Genomic DNA, 13,122 nt, shown 5'->3' with positions numbered 1-13,122 from the left:
AGGCCTCAGCCGAAGACGAGATCGCTTTCGGAGAGAACCGAGAGCGAGCTATCCTCGATCAGAATGCCTTCGGTTTCCGAGCCATTGAAGGAGACGAACACGCCATCGGCCGTGTCGCGCGCTGCGGCAAGGAAATCCGCATAGCTGTGAATACCCGTTGTGTCCTGGGCCTCGTGGGAAAAGGCGATGCGGTCACCCTGCCGGCCATCGAAATCGAGAATGCGATCGAGGCCCACCTCGCCGGAGGTTTCCGACGACCAGTAAAAGGTGTCCGCGCCGCGGCCACCCGTCAGCACATCACTGCCGTTACCGCCGCTCAATAGGTCGTTCTCGGACCCTCCATCGAGGAAATCCGCCCCGTCGCCGCCGAAGAGCTGGTCGTTTTCCGACGCGCCCGTCAGCTTGTCATCCCCGCCGCGCCCCTCGAGGATATCGTTGCCGCTCGAGGCGTAAAAAGTGTCGTTGTCGTCGCCGCCGCGCAGTACGTCGTCGTAGCCCCCGCTCGAAACGTTGAAATATTCGATACCGGTGAACGTCAGGCCGGTATGGGTGACACCCCGTGCCGCGTCGAAGTCCATCGCCTCCGGCAGGCCGCCATAGTTGAGGTTCAGGAGGTCCCGGCCTTCACCGCCATCGACCTCGCCGACGTAGCGGGCATTGATCGTGTCGTTGCCCGCGCCGCCGCGCAGGATCGACGCAACACCGAGGCTGCCACCGCCGGGGAAGGTGTCCTGCAGCCAGTCGTCTCCGGCGCCGCCATCGAGCACGTCGCTGCCGCCGGTATTGGCTAGCGTGTCCATTCCGTCGCCGCCATAGGCCACATCGTCACCGGCGCCCGTGACGATCGAGTCGTTTCCGGCACCCCCGTGAATGTAATCATTGCCGTCTTCGCCATAGAGCGCATCCCCTCCGGCGCCGCCCTCGAGGTGATCGTTTCCAGCGCCGGCCTCGACCACGAGATAGGTCAGATCGCCGGCGATCACCCGATCGTTGCCGCTGCCGAGCATGAGGCTCGCCTCCTCGATGCCGCTAATGACGGTGCCGGTCGAGGCCCCTCCGGCGGAGAAGTCGACCGTCAGGTCGCTCGTGCGCTGCGTTTCCTTGATCCATAACCAGTCCTGGCCCGCCCCACCGTCGATTTCTGCCGAATACAGCGTCGAGGTGATCTGATCGCGGCCGTCACCGCCAAACAGGCGATTGGCGCCGAGCCCGTCGATGATCGTATCGTCGCCGACACCCGCGTCGACGAAGTCGTTGCCGCCGCCGGTCTGGATGACATCGGAAAGCGTACTCCCCAGGATCCGGTCGTTGCCGCTTCCCGTCGTCACTTCGATCTTTTCGATGCCGTCATAGGTGACGAAGATATGGCGCTCGCCCGATGTCTGATGACCGATGATGCCGTGGCCGTTTTGCAGGTTGAAGACGACGGGGGCTTTGGCGGCGACGAGATCGATAGCCAGCGTATCGGTGCCGCTGCCGCCGGAGACGGTGCTGCCGGTACCGATGAGAACGAAGCGGTCGTTGCCGGCGCCGCCATTGAGACGATCGTGACCGCCGCTGTTGGTTATGAGATCGTTTCCGCCACCGGCGTAGACGACATCGTTGCCGGCGCCCGTCGAGATGTTGTCGCCTGAGGCGGTGCCGGCGATCCGGTCGTCGCCGCTGCCGGCAAGCACCCGCAACCACTCGATATCGTGGAAGAAGACGTGGCGCCCGGCGAGCGCAGGATCTCCGACATAACCGTGGCCGGACCCGCCGTTGAACACCATGCGCTCGGAGGTTTGTGAGAAATCGACCACGAGACCATCATAGCCGGCCCCTCCGGTGACCGCACCGCCGGTCCCGTTCAGCACGATCTGGTCGTCGTCGGCACCGCCGTCGAGCCGATCAAAGCCGCTCGAGCTTATCAGGGTATCGCGCCCGCCGCCGCCGCTGACGAAATCATCGCCAGCGCCGCCGTCGATCGTGTCGGCGCCGAAAAGCCCCCAGATGCGGTCGCTTTCCGCGGTACCCTTCAAAACGTCGTTCCCATAGGAACCTACGATCCTCGCCATGCGATCACTCCCCTTCAAACAATTTTCAAGAATACTTTGCCACGGAAATATCGACACTTCTATGCGGACTGTATTTATATAAACTCGTAAAGCAATACCGAATAAATACTCGAAATACTGGCAATATAATTCGAGATTTATATTAGTTGTTTCGCGCGTATATTTTCATCCTCGGCGCCGTGCGTCCCTCGGCGTGAGAAACACGCGTGCGAGCTTTTCGGGAAAGAAGGCCACGAGCCTCGATAGCCGGTCGCTGCCGGACACGACGGCTTTGCCCGAAGTTCGGGTGGTGGCTTATGGGAGGTGCCGACCTATCCCTGCACCGGCGCGGCTGCCCAGCGCCTGGTCGCTTCCGCTGCATCGTCAAAGCTTGCCTCGAAGGCTGCGGATGCGAGCACAGCGCGAATGTGGAGCGTTTCGCCGCCGACATTTGCAAACCCGTGCCGACGCAATTTCGGCACGATCAGCGATTGATTGCTGGTGAGGATGAAACGTTCGTCGTCGATCCACATTTCCGCCTGCCCCGCCACCACCGTCAGCACCTCTTCGACGGGATGGCTATGGGTGGGCGCGCCGGCGCCGGGCGCGATCCATTGTTCGAACAGGCACAATCCGGAAGCGCCATTGAGCGCGGAGATGAGCATGCGGGTCTCAACCCCCGGGCGCCACATCTCGATCGGCCAGTCTTCATGCGCGACAGCTCCCATGACGTGCTCCCCGCCGATGAAATCCGGCCAGCAGTTTATCAGGTTGAACCAATCGACACGACCGATCCCGCTGAGCGCTCAAGGGCATTTGATGCCTCGCCTTATCGATAGCTGGGCAAAAGGAAGGGGCGGCGCGGAACGCCACCCCTCCCTGAGAGACTACAGTATGAAGACCGCCTACGGTCAGTTGATGACTTGGACCACCGTTCTCGACTGCGGCTCGACGATCACGCGGTGGTCATTTACGACCGCATAGGCGTAGCGCGGATTACCGGGTACGGGCGTCAGGACGACGGCTTGCGGGATGGGTTTACCGATCACGACCTGCTCCTGCACGACGACCGAAGGCGGTGCGGGCTGCTGTTCGACATAGGTGATGACTTCCGGCGGCGGCGGCGTCAGCGCTCCGCCGAGCGCGCCACCGACCACGGCACCCACACCGGCACCGATCGGCCCGCCGACGACGGCACCCGCGGTTGCGCCGCCAACGATGCCTGCGGCCGTGCCGGCTTTCTGGTTGGCATCCTCAGCAAATGCGGATCCTGCCATCAAAGAAACAACAGCCGCGGCGATTATAAGCTTCTTCATGATCTAATCCTTTCGTTTGATCACCACATCAACGAAAAGAATAATAATTTGTTCCGAATCCACGCTAATTTCAGCGCATCACGCTTGATAAATTTCATTAACAATCAATGTATGATCGACATCAACGCCATACAATTCAAAGAGGCACCGACCATTATCAATTCTATAGTACAAATAGCAGAGAATCACCCTCTATGTGACTGAGACGCCTTCGTGCGCTCTCAAGGCAAACCCATCTGCCCCGCCACGCTTTCTGCCCGCACCGCCCATCAGTCACGGGGCAACCGGCCAAGAAGCAGTTTGTTCCCTTCCCTGTTGCCGCAGCGTACGCATTTCAGCGCCGGGCCGATGGAATTGAGAGAGACGCCCCATCCGCGCCTGTTTGCAACAAGCCGGCGATCGATCCGCCCCTGGTGTCGACATTTCCCGCATTGCGCCACGAGCACGTACCATTCCGGCAAGAGTTCCAAGGTCGCCCCGTCAACGGTGGCGTCTTCGCGCGGCATCAGGTCGATGCTTCGACGATGCCTCATGTTCATTCCTCTCGAAGCTTCGACTCGCTTCGCCCGTCATCCAGCTGCCGGGCCTTGAGCGGCCCGCTCCTTCGTCAGCGTGCGGAACCGTCGAGCCGAAGCGAAAGCTGGACACCGCCACGCTTCAGCCGCGGCAACGGCGGCGCCATGTCGATGCGGCCGAAGGTGCGCTTGCGCCATTCGGCCTCGCGTTCCCGCTTCTTTCGGGCGGCCGCAACGGCGGCCATGGCGCGTTCGATCACTTCTTCCGTGTGGGTCATGGTCTCCATCCGACTCATGGGAACCTCCGCTTTGTTCTTGTTATGTTCTTATTTTAGCGTTCCAATGTCAACTCCCCTCATGAGCCCGGACGAATCGCCCTTGCCGTATCGAGGCTTTCTGCGTCGCTCGGCGCCGGGCGCAGGGTCTGATCGGCCGAAGCCAAGGCGACGATGGGCAAAAGAGCGGCTTTTTCGGCCACCCGATTTTCCTTGTTTTCCAGCGGCCGGCGACCGGTCCTCAGCGCCGCCTCATTAACCTTCGCATTGCCGAATTAACCATTTGTTAACCATTTGATCGATACACCGAAGCAACGGAAAATTTACCAAGATGAATGATGTGTTAACCGAATCCCGGCCGATCCGCCTCAAGGGGCGATCCTTCCTTGCGCTAGCGCTGACCCCCGAGCTTCCGCTCGAGGATTGGCTCACCCGCCTCGACCATCTCGCCTCCCGCTCCGCCGGTTTCTTCCTGCGACGCCCGGTCGTGCTTGATGTCGACGGCCTTGATATCGACCGGTCGCAACTGCGCGAACTCGTCGACCAGCTCGGCAAGCGCAATGTGCGCATCATGGGCATCGAAGGCGCGCGCCAGTCTCTGCTCGGCGCTGACCTTCCTCCCGCGATGACCGACGGTCGCCCGGCGGCGGACTACGAAGCCAAGATGGCGGAACAGGCCGAAAAGAGCGAGACGCCGGAAGCGGAAGCAGCCGCGGAAACCGTGATCACGGCAGAACCGCTTGCCACCAAGGCGACGCCGTCGATCGTCGTCACCCAGCCGGTGCGCTCCGGCCAGTCGCTGTTCTTCCCCGAAGGGGACGTGACGATCATCGGCTCGGTCGCCTCGGGCGCCGAAGTCGTCGCCGGCGGCTCGATCCACATTTACGGCGCGCTGCGCGGCCGGGCGATGGCCGGCACCACGGGCAATGCTTCGGCGCGGATCTTCTGCCGCAAGCTCGAAGCGGAATTGATTGCGATCGACGGCTTCTACAAGACGGCCGACGACATGGAGCAGAATCTGCGTGGCAAGTCCGTGCAGATCTGGCTCGACGGCGAAGAGCTGAAGGCCGGAACGCTCGGTTAGGCCGAGGCAAGGAAAGGTGTGGATGCTTGCCATCCGCATCTGGTGATTCAGGTCGATCCGGCCGGGGTCACGAGGACGTAGGCGAAGGCGAATTCTTAGATACTTGGAGAGACGAATGGGCAAGGTAGTCGTAGTTACATCGGGCAAGGGCGGCGTCGGCAAGACGACGTCCAGCGCCGCACTGGGCGCCGCACTCGCTCAGAACGGCGAGAAAGTCGTCGTCGTGGACTTTGACGTCGGTCTGCGCAATCTCGACCTCGTCATGGGCGCGGAACGCCGCGTCGTCTATGACCTGGTCAACGTGATCCAGGGCGAGGCCAAGCTGTCGCAGGCGCTGATCCGCGACAAGCGCTTGGAAACGCTCTATCTGCTGCCGGCCTCCCAGACCCGCGACAAGGACAACCTGACGCCGGAAGGTGTCGAGAAGGTCATCGCCGCCCTTCAGAGCGCCTTCGACTGGGTCATCTGCGACAGCCCCGCCGGTATCGAGCGTGGCGCCACGTTGGCCATGCGCCACGCCGACATCGCGATCGTCGTGACCAATCCGGAAGTCTCGTCGGTGCGCGATTCCGATCGCATCATCGGCCTGCTCGATTCCAAGACGCTCAAGGCGGAAAACGGCGAGCGCATGGAAAAGCACCTGCTGCTTACCCGCTACGACCCGGTACGCGCCGAGCGCGGCGACATGCTGAAGGTCGACGACGTGCTCGAAATCCTGTCGATCCCGCTGATGGGCATCATTCCGGAAAGCGCCGACGTGCTGCGCGCGTCCAACGTCGGTTCGCCGGTCACGCTGGCCGACACCCGCTCGGCCCCGGCGCTCGCCTATTTCGAGGCGGCTCGCCGACTGAAGGGCGAGGCCCTGCCGATCAACATCCCCGGCGAGAAGCGCAGCTTCCTCGGCAAGATCTTCGGAAGGAAAGCGGCATGAACCTTTTCCGTTTCTTCTCCCGCACACAGTCAGCGCCGGCCGCCCGCGAACGGCTGCAGGTGCTGCTCGCCCATGAGCGCGCATCCGCCGGCGATAGCGATCTCGTCACCAAACTGCGCGACGAAATCCTCCAGGCGATCTCCAAACACATGCAGATCGACGACGACAAGGTCCGCGTAACGATGGAACGCGGCCCCCAGGTCTCAACGCTCGCCGTCGATATCGAGATCCCCTTCGACGCAAAGAAGGCGGCCTAAGGGCCGCCAACTTATTTGGGAAGCAACGTTCCTCTCGGCCGACTTCCTGTTTTCAGATACGGCAGCATCCAGCGGGTACTGCCGTATGTTTTTGTTTGAGACTAGTACTCCGGGGCGACACCGAAGACGAACTCCACCTTGTCGCCCGTCATGTTGAAATATTGGTGATCGAAACCCGCCGGAAGCCGTCGCGCGGGTTGAGCTCGAACCAGACCTGGCTTTCGGCATCGGGCACATGGATGTTCAAGATACCCGACACCAAGTAGAGGCATTCGTCACCCTTGTGGCGCTCCATGCCGGTGCGTTTTCCCGAAAGCAGCGTCGTCTTGCCGACGGTGAGCTGATCGGTCGCGCAATAGAGGCCGGTATAGGCGCCCTGCGTTTGCCGATCGAGGCTTAAGAGCAGATCGGCATCGCGCATCGAATGGATTGTCCTGGCCTTCCGCTGGGCGTCGGCGTCCATCGGCCAGCGACCGATGGACTCGCTCTGGCCATAGCGCGATTGCTCGATCTCGATATAGGGCTTGGTGCGCGCATAGGGGCCTGACGTGCCCTTGGCCGGCGGCGGCGCGAAGAATTCCAGCACGCGGACCTGCTCGTTGCCAAGGTTGAAACCGTGGTGCCAGGTTTCCTTGCGGAAGAACAGCGCCTCGCCTTCCTTCGCGATGCAGAATTCACCCGTCTCGGGGTTGGCAAGGCCAAGTGTACCGCTCAGCACGTAGAGAACCTCGTACGCCCCGAAGATCGCGGGAGGCCATCGTATGCTTGAAGCAGCCGCCGGGCTGCATGAAGACGATCTGGTGAATGCTTTCCGTCGAGGCGTAGATCCAGCCGTCAACGAGACCGGCATTTTCCTCGCCCCAGAGATGCCGCGTGACGCCGGCATAGGGGATGTGGCTAGGACGATCAAAGACAGGACGGGGAGACGGCTTGTATCCCATTGGTAAACTCCTTGGTTCTGGGCGCGAAGCGGCGCGCCGATGTGGGGGGGGGGAGGTCAGTCTGCGCCGTCTCGCCGACGACGGTCGCCCGTTTTGCGACCGTCCTTGGTTTCGATGACTTCCGCGACCTGAAGGCGTTCTTTCAACAACACCTGCGAAATGCGCGGATGGTCTCCGCCTCAGCATAGAACACTCACGCGGCCTGTTGCGGCAGCGGCCCGACATAGAGCGAACGCGGCCGGATAAGGCGGCCTTCCAGCGCCTGCTCGCGGGCATGGGCGATCCAGCCGACGGTGCGACCGATCGCGAACACGCCGGTGAAGGCGTCGCGCGGGAAGCGCAGCGCATCGAGCAGCAGCGCCGTGTAGAACTCGACGTTGACGTCGAGCGGGCGGTCGGGCTTGCGCACCTTCAGGACGGCGAGCGCCGATTGTTCGACCTCTTCTGCCAGTCGAATGCGATCGCGGTTGGCCGGATGCGCAGCGATCAGTCGTTTCAGCGCGCCCTTCAGCGCATCGGCGCGGGGGTCGCGGACACGATAGACACGGTGGCCAAAGCCCATCAGCCGTTCGCCGTGGTCGAGCGCGTCGGAAAGCCAGGCCTCCGCATTCTCAGGCGTTCCAATCGCGTCCAGCATGTCGAGCACCGGACCAGGCGCGCCGCCATGGAGCGGCCCCTTGAGCGCCCCGATGGCGGCAAGCACCGAAGAGGTGAGACCGGCCTTGGTGGAGGCGACCACGCGTGAGGCGAAGGTCGAGGCGTTGAGGCCGTGGTCCGAGATCGTCACCAGATAGGCGTCGAGCGCCGCCACTTCTTGTCTGCTCGGCACCTTGGCACAGAGCATCGCCAGGATATCGGCGGCGTGCGACAGCGCCGGCGTCGGCGCGACCGGAGCTTCACCGCTCTTCATGCGCAGCGCCGCCGGCAGGAAGACGGCCGGCGCGGCGAGCAGACGTAGGGCCGTATCGAGGTCCTCCCCATCCGGGAGCCGGGCGATGAGCGCGCGCATGATGTCGACCGGCGGCAGTTCCAGCAACGCATCGTCGATGGCGCCAACATGGGCGAACACTTCCGCTCGCTTCTCACCCAGCCGCTTCGCGAGTTCAACCCGGTCCGGCATCGGCCCCAGCAGCCCCTCGAACAACAGCGCCACGACATCCTCATAGCTTGCGTGGCCGGCCAGGTGATCGAGCGAGACGCCGCGGATGATCAATTGACCCGCCTCGCCGTCAACATGGGAGAGCTGCGTTTCGGCGGCGACGACGTCTTCAAGTCCGTTCTTCATCATCAAGTTTCTCCTTTACGCCGAGGATGATCCGACCTAGACCTATTGACGTCAATCTTGATGCTATTGATCAACATGAATACACTCTGGATCACCGCCGAAGAGGCGCTCGCCAAGCTCGGCAGCAAACGGCAGACGCTCTATGCCAATGTCAGCCGCGGCCGCATTCGCGCCAAGCCCGACCCCGCCGACCCGCGCCGCAGCCTCTACCAGGCCGACGACGTGCACCGGCTGGCCGAGCGCCACGCCGGCAGGCGGCAGGCGGCGGTCGTGGCGGCCGAGACGATCCGCTGGGGCGAGCCGGTACTGCCAACGACGATCTCCAGCATCGCCGGAGGGCAGCTCTCCTACCGCGGCAGCAACGCGATCGAACTTGCCACCACAGCGACCCTGGAGGAGGTCGCCGCCCTGCTCTGGCTGACACCGGCGGCGGTTGTTGTTCCAGCGCGCGATCCCGGCAGCAGCCAATCGCGGCTAGCAACGACCTTTACGCTTCTCGCCGGGCGCATCGAAGCCGACCTGCCGGCGCTCGGACGCAGGCCCGCCATCCTGAAGGCCGAGGCCGCCGAGGTGCTGGCGACCGTTGCCGCCGGACTTGCGCCGTCGCGGGAAAATGTGCCGCTGCACGAGCGCCTGGCGCACGGCTGGGAGCGGCCGGAGGCGGCGGAGCCGATCCGCCGATGCCTGGTGCTGACGGCGGAACACGAGCTCAACGTTTCCGCCTTTGCAGCACGGGTCACCGCGTCGTCCGGCGCCGCACTTTCCGCCGCCACACTTTCGGGGCTTGCCACCCTCACCGGCCCCAGGCACGGCGGCGCCTGGCTGAGCGTCACGCGGCTTGCCGAACAGGCGGCCGTGGGCGGGGTGCGCGAGGCGATCCGTACCATGCTGTCTTCGGACGGCGTGGTCCGGGCTTTCGGCCACCGGCTCTATCCGGACGGCGACCCGCGCGCGAAGGCCATCATGTCGAGCTTCGACGTGCCGCCGCTCTATGCCGCGCTGGCCGAGGCCGGCGAGGAACTGCTCGGAGAACCGGCCAATCTCGACTTCTCTCTGGCGGCGCTCGCTGCTGCCTATGATCTACCCGATGACGCGCCGATGGTGATATTCGCCCTTGCACGCACCGTCGGCTGGCTCGCGCACGCAATGGAACAGGTCGTCAGCGGCGATCTGATCCGGCCGCGCGCCCACTATGCCGGATCGTAGCTCCTCCTCCGCGCCCTCAGCCCTAAGCTCGATTGACTAGAAAAGGCGCGGGCGGGCGGCCGCAAAAGGGCCACAATACGCGCCTGGGGAAAGAATATCCGTCAATCTGGAGCGAATTGGCCTTTATTAAATAATGTTAATGAAGCGGATTTCCGGAGATGTCTGCCGAAATATTACGCGTTATTAACATGACGGCGGCGCACGGAAGTAATACCTTCATTTTCGAGGCTGAATATTGCCGGCGACCGCTTCGGCCGTGACGCGACAATAGGAGACAGCCTCGAACGGAAGCGCGCGGCGCTTCCTTCAATTCAGGAGATGCAGTCATGCGCTCGCCCTTCAAGACCACCACCATCGCAACCGTCGCCCTCGTTCTCTTAAGCGGCGCCGCCTTTGCTGCCGATCACCACGATTTCGGCCGCGACAACGACAAGGGTGCCTATACCGGCGATTACTACCAGGGCATTTTCGCCCAGGACGACATGGCAACCCCGGCCATGCCGGTCTACCGGACACCGACCCACATTGCATCGACGCGGCTCGATCACGTCCTGCATGAACTCCGGGTCGACAACCACCGCATCAACGCCGACCACGAACAGGGCAAGCTGACGGCAGCAAACTACCGGAAGCTTGAACGCGAAGACGGTGCTGTGCGCGCCGACGCCGTCAAGACCGCCGCCGCCCATCACGGCATGCTGCCGGCCCAGTCCTACGCCCGGCTCCAGGGTGACGTTCGCCATCTCGACCGCGACATCGCCCGAATGGCTTGACCGACACGTTGAGGCTCACCCGTCTTCGGGTGAGCCGTAACCGATGGGGCCGGGCCTGCTCAAGGGCCTGGTCCTTCGGTAACCAGACCGCCCCTTAATCCAATGCCGGCCGACGGTGCCCGCAGACCCGACCTGCCTCGGGCTGCGTCCGGCCAAGTTCGTCCGGCAAACAGGCAGCGAAAGGAACAGGATCATGTCAAACATTCTCACGAGGTATCGAGCTGCCGCCCTCCTTGGCGCAGCCGTCATCATTGCGCCCTTGTCTGTAGCAGCCTTCACAGGCCATGACGTGGCCGCTGCGGCGGCCAGTCCGGCCGTTGCAGTCCCGGCCACATCCGGCGGATCCTTCGCGCCGGTCGTGTCGGCAGACAAGCCGGCGGTCGTCACCGTGACGACCGTGATCAAGGCCGACAACGCCGGTGCGAGCGAACCGTCGCAACCGGGCGGAAATTCGCCCTTCGACGAACAATTCCGCCAATTCTTCCACGATCAGGGCATCCCCTTGCCGGACCAGGCGCCTGAGCAGCGTCAGCGTCAACGGGCCGAAGCGCTCGGCTCCGGTTTCATCGTGACCGCGGACGGCTACGTCGTCACCAACAACCACGTCATCGACAAGGCATCGAGCATCATGGTGACGCTCGACGACGGCACGCAAGTGCCGGCCAAGCTTGTCGGCGCCGACCCGAAGAACGACCTCGCAGTCCTGAAAATCACGGCGCCGAAGCCGCTCGCAACAGTTGCCTGGGGCGATTCCGACACCTTGCGGGTTGGCGACCAGGTGCTGGCGATCGGCAACCCGTTCGGCATCGGCACGACGGTCACGTCGGGGATCGTCTCGGCGCGCGGCCGCGACCTGCACAGCGGTCCCTATGACGATTTCATCCAGATCGACGCCCCGATCAACCACGGCAATTCCGGCGGACCGCTGGTCGACGCAAAGGGCCAGGTGGTCGGCATCAACACGGCGATCTATTCGCCGAACGGCGGTAGCGTCGGCGTCGGCTTCGCCATCCCCTCGGACCAGGCGCAAAAGGTCGTCACTGAGTTGATGAAGGATGGTTCGATCCAGCACGGCTTCATCGGCGTGCAGATACAGCCGGTCACGGCTGATATCGCCGACGCCATCGGCCTTGCCCAGCCTGAGGGCGCGCTCGTTGTCGGCGTCAGTGGCGGAACGCCCGCGGCCAAGGCCGGCATCAAGGCCGGCGACATCATCATCGCGCTTGGCGGCAACCCGGTGAAGTCGCCGCGTGACCTGTCGCGCATGGTCGCCGACCTCTCGCCCGGCACCTCGAAGAACCTGAGCCTATGGCGGACCGGCAAGACGAAGGATGTTGCGATCACGATCGGCGACAATGCCGCAGACCAGCAGTAACCGTCGCAAGTACGTCACCGCACACCTTGCCTCCAACCAGCCCGGCCGCACCGCGGCCGGGCATCGCCATGGCATCAGTCAGGCGGCAAGCGCTCCGGTCCGGTTCTGCTCGCGCCAGGCGACGGGGCTCAAGTCGGTGACGCGGCGAAACTCGCGATTAAAATTCGATTTCGTCTGAAAGCCGGATTCCAGCATGGCCGCGGTCACCGACATGTCGGTTTCGCGCAACAGCCGGCAGGCCTCAGCAATCCGGATATCGTTGATGTATTGCGAGACGTTCTTGCCCGCCAGCCGATTGACGGCGGTCGATATCTGCCAGGCGGGCAGGCCCGCGCGCCGCGCCAGACGTGACAAGGTGAGGTTTTCGTCGCGGGCCAGTTTCTGACTGACGAGCAGTTGATCGATCCTGTCGAGGATTTCGCGGTCCTGCGGCTTTGCAACAGGATCCTCGTCGGTGACCGCGCCGGCGGCCGGAAGCGCACGCGCACGGTCCGCGACCATGGCTGTCAGCCCGATGAAGAGCAGGCCCAGCAAGTTCGCGTTACTGACGATGAGGCCGATATTCGCGCCCCTCGTCCATTCGAAATCCAGAAGGATCGCAAGATCGAAGAGCGCCGAAAGGCAGAGCGAGAACGCGGCAATGAGCAAGGCGCGGTGCGCCGCGGCCGCACCTTCGAAGCGCGCTTCCTCCAGCGCATCCGTACCGACGCGCGCCAGGTTCAGGAGCGCCAGCGCGTATCCGACATATTCGACGATCAAGGCGAAATCGATGGCGCGAACAGCACGAGCGCGAACATACCGATCGTCGGCGCCGCATGGACCCACCCCGCCGCAGCAGCACTGCGCTCGTCTCTGCGGATCAGGCTGTGGAAACTCGCAAGCACCAGCGGCGGCACACCGCTCGCAAGCACCGGCAGCGCAAACTTCAACGCAGTGACGTCATAGCCCCAACGCAGCCCGACGATCACCGACTGGAGCGCACAGAGCGCCACCAGAGCGAGGAACGGCCGGTTGCGCCGCCCTGGCTCGTCGCCATGCAGCATGAACGCAAGCAGGATAAGAAGCAGCAAGGCGACGACGAACGGGAGCGGCAGAAAGATCAAGGCATGTCCTTCAGACAAAAACGGGCAG

Annotated in this window: 12 protein-coding genes and 2 pseudogenes; 6 read left to right on the top strand and 8 right to left on the bottom strand. The window is 63.4% G+C overall.

Annotated elements, in window-relative coordinates; all coding sequences use genetic code 11:
• Positions 1 to 5: 5 nt before the first annotated feature.
• The 5 genes from OVA00_RS04595 to OVA00_RS04575 all read right to left on the bottom strand — a co-directional run bounded on the left by OVA00_RS04595 (position 6) and on the right by OVA00_RS04575 (position 4,342).
• Positions 6 to 2,054 carry a calcium-binding protein gene (locus OVA00_RS04595; RefSeq protein ID WP_268088130.1) on the bottom strand — a complete coding sequence of 683 codons (2,049 nt, stop codon included), beginning with the start codon at positions 2,052 to 2,054 and terminating at the stop codon, positions 6 to 8.
• Positions 2,055 to 2,365: 311 nt separating this feature from the next.
• Positions 2,366 to 2,761 carry a cupin domain-containing protein gene (locus OVA00_RS04590; RefSeq protein WP_034798394.1) on the bottom strand — a complete coding sequence of 132 codons (396 nt, stop codon included), beginning with the start codon at positions 2,759 to 2,761 and terminating at the stop codon, positions 2,366 to 2,368.
• A 183-nt stretch (positions 2,762 to 2,944) separates the two neighbouring features.
• Positions 2,945 to 3,349: a DUF1236 domain-containing protein gene (locus tag OVA00_RS04585; protein ID WP_268088128.1), complete on the bottom strand. Its 405-nt coding sequence runs from the start codon at positions 3,347 to 3,349 to the stop codon at positions 2,945 to 2,947.
• A 607-nt stretch (positions 3,350 to 3,956) separates the two neighbouring features.
• Positions 3,957 to 4,142, bottom strand: coding sequence for a hypothetical protein (locus tag OVA00_RS04580; RefSeq protein ID WP_034798488.1), 186 nt, complete (start codon positions 4,140 to 4,142; stop codon positions 3,957 to 3,959).
• A 77-nt stretch (positions 4,143 to 4,219) separates the two neighbouring features.
• Positions 4,220 to 4,342 carry a hypothetical protein gene (locus OVA00_RS04575; RefSeq protein WP_255381169.1) on the bottom strand — a complete coding sequence of 41 codons (123 nt, stop codon included), beginning with the start codon at positions 4,340 to 4,342 and terminating at the stop codon, positions 4,220 to 4,222.
• Between the two features lie 128 nt (positions 4,343 to 4,470).
• Between OVA00_RS04575 and minC the strand changes: the two genes are divergently transcribed.
• The 3 genes from minC to minE all read left to right on the top strand — a co-directional run bounded on the left by minC (position 4,471) and on the right by minE (position 6,411).
• Positions 4,471 to 5,223, top strand: coding sequence for a septum site-determining protein MinC (gene minC / locus OVA00_RS04570; RefSeq protein WP_268088122.1), 753 nt, complete (start codon positions 4,471 to 4,473; stop codon positions 5,221 to 5,223).
• 115 nt (positions 5,224 to 5,338) lie between these two features.
• Positions 5,339 to 6,154 carry a septum site-determining protein MinD gene (gene minD, locus OVA00_RS04565; protein WP_034798389.1) on the top strand — a complete coding sequence of 272 codons (816 nt, stop codon included), beginning with the start codon at positions 5,339 to 5,341 and terminating at the stop codon, positions 6,152 to 6,154.
• Positions 6,151 to 6,411 (top strand): cell division topological specificity factor MinE, encoded by a 261-nt coding sequence (minE, locus tag OVA00_RS04560; RefSeq protein ID WP_034798387.1) that lies wholly within the window; start codon positions 6,151 to 6,153, stop codon positions 6,409 to 6,411. The genes minD and minE overlap by 4 nt, the downstream gene beginning before the upstream one ends.
• 148 nt (positions 6,412 to 6,559) lie before the next feature.
• Here the strand turns inward: minE and OVA00_RS04555 are convergent, their stop codons facing one another.
• Both OVA00_RS04555 and OVA00_RS04550 read right to left on the bottom strand, forming a co-directional pair.
• On the bottom strand, positions 6,560 to 7,261 hold the full coding sequence (locus OVA00_RS04555) for a cupin domain-containing protein (protein ID WP_326494115.1): 702 nt from the start codon (positions 7,259 to 7,261) through the stop codon (positions 6,560 to 6,562).
• 284 nt (positions 7,262 to 7,545) lie between these two features.
• Positions 7,546 to 8,637, bottom strand: a complete 1,092-nt coding sequence (locus tag OVA00_RS04550) for a citrate synthase/methylcitrate synthase (RefSeq protein WP_034801767.1) — start codon at positions 8,635 to 8,637, stop codon at positions 7,546 to 7,548.
• Positions 8,638 to 8,712: 75 nt separating this feature from the next.
• On the opposite strand from OVA00_RS04550, the gene OVA00_RS04545 reads away from it, so the two are divergent.
• The 3 genes and pseudogenes from OVA00_RS04545 to OVA00_RS04535 all read left to right on the top strand — a co-directional run.
• Complete coding sequence (locus OVA00_RS04545; protein WP_060584600.1) at positions 8,713 to 9,843, top strand: citrate synthase; 1,131 nt, start codon at positions 8,713 to 8,715, stop codon at positions 9,841 to 9,843.
• A 326-nt stretch (positions 9,844 to 10,169) separates the two neighbouring features.
• The gene (locus OVA00_RS04540; RefSeq protein WP_090425993.1) at positions 10,170 to 10,616 is read left to right on the top strand and encodes a hypothetical protein; all 447 of its coding nucleotides are present in this window, start codon (positions 10,170 to 10,172) and stop codon (positions 10,614 to 10,616) included.
• A gap of 193 nt (positions 10,617 to 10,809) precedes the next feature.
• Positions 10,810 to 11,988 (top strand): annotated as a pseudogene (locus tag OVA00_RS04535) (Do family serine endopeptidase); the annotation flags it as partial.
• A gap of 81 nt (positions 11,989 to 12,069) precedes the next feature.
• Here the strand turns inward: OVA00_RS04535 and OVA00_RS04530 are convergent.
• Positions 12,070 to 13,094 (bottom strand): annotated as a pseudogene (locus OVA00_RS04530) (helix-turn-helix domain-containing protein).
• Positions 13,095 to 13,122: the final 28 nt, after the last annotated feature.

The organism is Ensifer sp. SL37 (assembly GCF_026672675.1).
GTDB lineage: Bacteria > Pseudomonadota > Alphaproteobacteria > Rhizobiales > Rhizobiaceae > Ensifer > Ensifer adhaerens.
The sequence above is the reverse complement of the archived record's forward strand: the minus strand, read 5'-3'. Positions and strand labels throughout refer to the sequence as shown.